The sequence below is a fragment of the Aeromicrobium sp. PFPM2_SD2 genome, assembly GCF_057364525.1.
Window position 1 is genome coordinate 1 of the sequence record NZ_JBNFNZ010000197.1, and the last position, 4330, is coordinate 4330.

6 protein-coding genes are annotated in these 4330 nt (G+C 71.4%); all 6 read right to left on the reverse strand.

The features are described from left to right. The coding region (locus AC2W7G_RS10065; protein WP_485868308.1) for a hypothetical protein at positions 1-375 on the reverse strand (375 nt) is incomplete at its 3' end. Continuing rightward, complete coding sequence (gene fliG, locus AC2W7G_RS10070) at positions 359-1375, reverse strand: flagellar motor switch protein FliG (RefSeq protein ID WP_485868309.1); 1017 nt, start codon at positions 1373-1375, stop codon at positions 359-361. The genes fliG and AC2W7G_RS10065, both read right to left, overlap by 17 nt. Then, positions 1372-2958 (reverse strand): flagellar basal-body MS-ring/collar protein FliF, encoded by a 1587-nt coding sequence (gene fliF / locus AC2W7G_RS10075; protein WP_485868310.1) that lies wholly within the window; start codon positions 2956-2958, stop codon positions 1372-1374. The genes fliG and fliF overlap by 4 nt, the downstream gene beginning before the upstream one ends. Next, entirely contained in the window at positions 2955-3308 is a 354-nt protein-coding gene (gene fliE / locus AC2W7G_RS10080; RefSeq protein ID WP_485868311.1) for a flagellar hook-basal body complex protein FliE, read from the reverse strand. The genes fliF and fliE overlap by 4 nt, the downstream gene beginning before the upstream one ends. Continuing rightward, complete coding sequence (locus tag AC2W7G_RS10085) at positions 3308-3697, reverse strand: flagellar basal body rod protein FlgC (RefSeq protein ID WP_485868312.1); 390 nt, start codon at positions 3695-3697, stop codon at positions 3308-3310. The genes fliE and AC2W7G_RS10085 overlap by 1 nt, the downstream gene beginning before the upstream one ends. Then, positions 3697-4053 (reverse strand): flagellar basal body rod protein FlgB, encoded by a 357-nt coding sequence (gene flgB / locus AC2W7G_RS10090; protein WP_485868313.1) that lies wholly within the window; start codon positions 4051-4053, stop codon positions 3697-3699. The genes AC2W7G_RS10085 and flgB overlap by 1 nt, the downstream gene beginning before the upstream one ends. Positions 4054-4330 lie beyond the last annotated feature (277 nt).

Consider the following 4330-nt stretch of genomic DNA (forward strand, 5'->3'; position numbering starts at 1 on the left):
GGCGCACACGGCGGCCACGACGGCGCGGACCCGGCCGGCGGCCGCGGTGAGCGCCTCGATCGCGGCGGCGTGCTCGGCGTCCCGGCGCTCCTGCTCGACCCGGGCCAGGTGGTTCAGCCGGGTCTGCTCCTCGGCCATGACGGCCTGCGCCTCACGGCGTCCGTCGGTCCAGCCCTGGACGTAGCCCTGCGACTGGGCCGCCTTGCGCGTGCGCTCGGCGACGACGGCCAGCGTGTTCTCGGTGGCCCCGTCGGCCAGGCCGCTGTCCGGGCCCAGCCGGGTCCAGGCGCCCTGCCTCAGCTCGGGGACGCGCAGCGTCTGCGCGTCGCCGGCCAGCGGGCCCCGGACGACGGGGGCGTCACTCGATGAACTCATCGTCGTTCCCTCGTCGCAGCATGATCTGGCCCTGCTCCTCGAGCTGGCGGATCGTGCGGATGATCGACTGCTGGGCCTCCTCGACCTGGCGCAGGCGCACCGTGCCGAGGATCTCGACCTCGTCGGCGAGCGACTCGGCCGCACGCTCGGACATGTTGTTCATGATCTTCAGGCGCACCGGCTCGGTGACGCCCTTGAGCGCCATGGCGAGCTCGCCGGTGTCGACCTGGCGCAGCACCTGCTGCACCGAGCGGTCGTCCAGCGACACGATGTCCTCGAACATGAACATCCGGCTCTTGACCTCGTCGGCCAGGTCCGGGTCGAGCGCCTCGAGGCCCTCGACGATCTGGCGCTCCGTGGAGCGGTCCGAGCGGTTGATGATGTTGACCAGCGGGTCGATGCCGCCCACGCGGGACGTCTCGGTCGGCTGGAGCATGGTCGAGAGCTTGCGCTCCAGCGTCCGCTCGACGACCTGGATGATCTCCGGCGACGTGCGGTCCATGACGGCGATGCGGTGCGCGACGACGGCCTGCTCCTCCGGCGGCAGGCTGGCCAGCAGCATGAGCGCCTTCTCCGGCGTCATGTGCGCGAGCACCAGCGCGATGATCTGCGGGTGCTCGTCGGCGACGAACGAGCGCAGCTGCGCGGGGTCGGCGTGGCGCAGGAACTGGAACGGCAGCTGCACGGCGGCGGCGTTGAGCCGGTCCATGATCTCGGCCGCGCGCTCCTCGCCGAGCGACTTCTCCAGCAGCTGGCGGGCGTAGTCCAGGCCGCCGCGGGCGATGTGGCCGCGGGCGGTGAGCATCTCGTGGAACTCGCCGAGCACCGAGTCGGACTCGGTGCGGTCCACCGACTCCAGGCGGGCGACCTCGGTCGAGACCTCCTCGACCTCCGCCGGGCTCATGTGGCTCATCACCGCGGCGGCCTTCTCCGGGCCGAGCGAGATGAGCAGGACGGCGGCCTTGTGCACGCCCAGGCGGGCGGTCATCGTGGCGGTCATCGGCGCTCCACCAGCCAGCCGCGCAGCAGGTTCGCGACGTCCTCGGGCTGCTTCTCGACCAGCTCGGCGATCTCCTCGCGGCGGCGCTCGGCCTCGAGCTCCTCCTCGCTGGCGACGACCTCGACGGCCGGGCTCACCGCGGTGGCGTCGGCGTTGGCCTGGTCGCGGCGCAGCTGCTCGACGAGCGCGTCGGCGGCCTCCTTGCGCTCCCGGGCGTTGCGGCGGTTGCGCAGCCAGGCGATCAGGATGGCGATCGCGACGAGCAGGACGATGCCCGCCGTCCTGGCCGTGTCCCAGATCCGGTCCCAGCGCTCGGCCGCCTCGGCGGCGGCCAGCTCCTCGGCGGCGGCCTGCTCGCCGGAGCGGTCGAAGGCCATGGACGAGACCTCGATCGTGTCGCCGCGGTCCTCGTCGGTGCCGATCGTGGCGGCGATGAGGTCGCTGACCTGCGCCGTCGTGGCCGCTCCCTGCTTGACGCTGTCCAGGACGACGCCGACGTGCAGCGAGCGCACGGCGCCGGGCGCCTGCTCGCGCTGCTCGACGGTCTTGTCGATCGCGTTGTCCGACGTCCGCTCGGACTTGGTGTAGGAGCCGTTGCCGTCGCCGTTCGCGCCGGTGACGTTGTCCTCCATCTGGCCGTCGGGGCCGACGACGCCCGTGGAGCCGCCGGCACCGCCCGTGCCCTGGTAGGTCTCGGTCTTCGTCGTCTCCGACAGCGCGGGCACCTGGGTGGCGCGGAAGTAGCGGGTGGTCTCGCTGACCGACTTGTCGAAGTCGAGGTCGGCGGTGACCTGGACCTGGGAGTTGCCCGGGCCCAGCACGCGGTCGAGCATCGTCTGCACGCGGGTGCGCATGCTCTCCTGGAACTGGTCGACCTGCTTCATCTGGGCGCCCGAGCCGCTCTGGCTCGTGCCGTCCGAGGTCGACAGGACCTGGCCGCTGGAGTCGGTGACGGTGACCTTGTCGGGCTTGAGGCCGTCGACGCTGGACGCGACGAGGTGGACGATCGCCTGCACCTGGTCCTCGGCGAGCTGCTCGCCGCGGCGCGGCTTGACCAGCACCGAGGCCGTGGCCGGCTGCTGCTCGGCGGCGAAGACGACCTTCTCGGGCAGCGCCAGGTGGACCGTCGCGGTGTCGACGGAGTCCAGCGACTCGATGGTGTTGGTGAGCTCGCCCTCCATCGCCCGCTTGTAGTCGGTCTGCTCCTTGAAGTCCGACGCGGCGACGCCCTGCTTGTCCAGGATCGAGTAGCCCTCGCTGTCCGAGGACGGGATGCCCTCGCCGCTCAGCGTGATGCGGGTGCGGTGCACGACGTCGTCCGGGACCAGGATCGTGCCGCCGCCGTCGGTGATCTCGTAGGGCGTGCCGGCGGCGTCGAGCTCCTCGACGACCGCTGACGCGTCCTGCGAGGACAGGCCGCTGAACAGCGGCGTGTAGCTCGGGGCGGAGGCCCAGCGGAACGCCATGAACGCCGCGAGCAGCACCGCCGCGCCGCCGACGACGACCGTGGCCTTCTGCCCGCTCGTGTAGCCGGCGAACGTCTCGCGGACGCTCGTGAGCCGGCGCATGACCTCGTTCTTCATCCGATCGGCGTCCGCATGATCTCGGTGAACGTCTCGACGGCCTTGTTGCGCATCGCGACGGTCAGCTGGGTCGTCATCTGGGTCTCGGCCGCGGCGATCGTGTAGTCGTGGATGTCCTGCAGGTCACCCGTGGTCGCCTTGACGGCCAGGTCGTCGGTCCGGTCGCTGAGCGCCTCCAGGCCGTCGATGCGCTCGGCGAGCAGCGAGCCGAAGCTCGTGGCCGAGACGCTCTGCGCGCCGGTGGTGCCCTGCGGGCCGGCGGCACCGCGCACGGCGGTGACGTCGCTGTCGATCTGCAGCGGCTGCAGCGGCGTGAAGCCGCCGATGGGCTCGATGGCGGGGATGCTCATCACTTTCCGATCTGCAGGGCGCTGGTGTACGCCTCCTGCGCGGTCTTGGTGACGGACACGGAGGCCTGGTAGCCGCGCTGGGCCATGATGAGCTGGCTCATCTGGCTGTTCATGTCCGTGTCGGGGGTGCGGACGTAGCCGTCCTCGTCGGCGAGCGGGTGGCCCGGGCTGTGGACGACCCGGCCCTCGGCGGAGGTCTCGGCCACGCCGGCGACCTCGACGCCGCCGCCCTCGGACGAGCGCAGGATCAGCATCTGCGCCTGGAAGGCGTCCTCGTCGGTCGCGTTGACGGTGTTGACGTTGGCGATGTTGGTCGCGAGCGTGTCCAGCCACGTCTGGTGCACGCCGAGGCTGCTGTTCGCGATGCGCAGCGCGTCGAAGGCGCCCATCAGTGGGTGCTCGCTGCCGTGATGACCAGGCTGTGACGGTCGGAGATGGCTCGACCGACGACCTGCTGCTGGTAGCTGGTCTGCATCGCGGCCATCGTCTCCTTGCGCAGGTCGACGTTGTTGCCGTTCACGCCGACCGGCGTGGAGGTGGCGACCCGGTCGATGCCCGGATCGGCGAGGTCGGCGGGCGAGCCGTCCTCGATGGCGCGACGCAGGTTGGTCTCGAAGTCGACCGTCGTGGCCCGGTAGCCGGGCGTGTCCACGTTGGCGATGTTGTCGGCGATGACGGTCTGGCGCATGGCCAGGCCGTCCAGGGCGCTGTGCAGCACAGAGCCGACCGGATCGACGAACGACACGGATTCTCCTCCTGGGAAGGGAACGTCAAGGTCGCGCCGGTCCGTCGGCAGTACGAGCCGTCCTGGCTCGCTGACCCCTTCGGCCCCCGCGGGCCCCAGTTGAGAGGAATCGCGGCGAAAGTTTCGCGGCGGCTCAGGCCTCGAGGTCGACGTACCGCGCGGCGGCCTGCCGGGTCCGTCCGGGCACCGCGAAACGTTGCGCGGAGCGGGCGCTCGTCAGCTCGGCCCGCGTCTGCTCGCGCAGGGGTGGCGAGCCGGTCGGTCAGGGGCGCTCTGG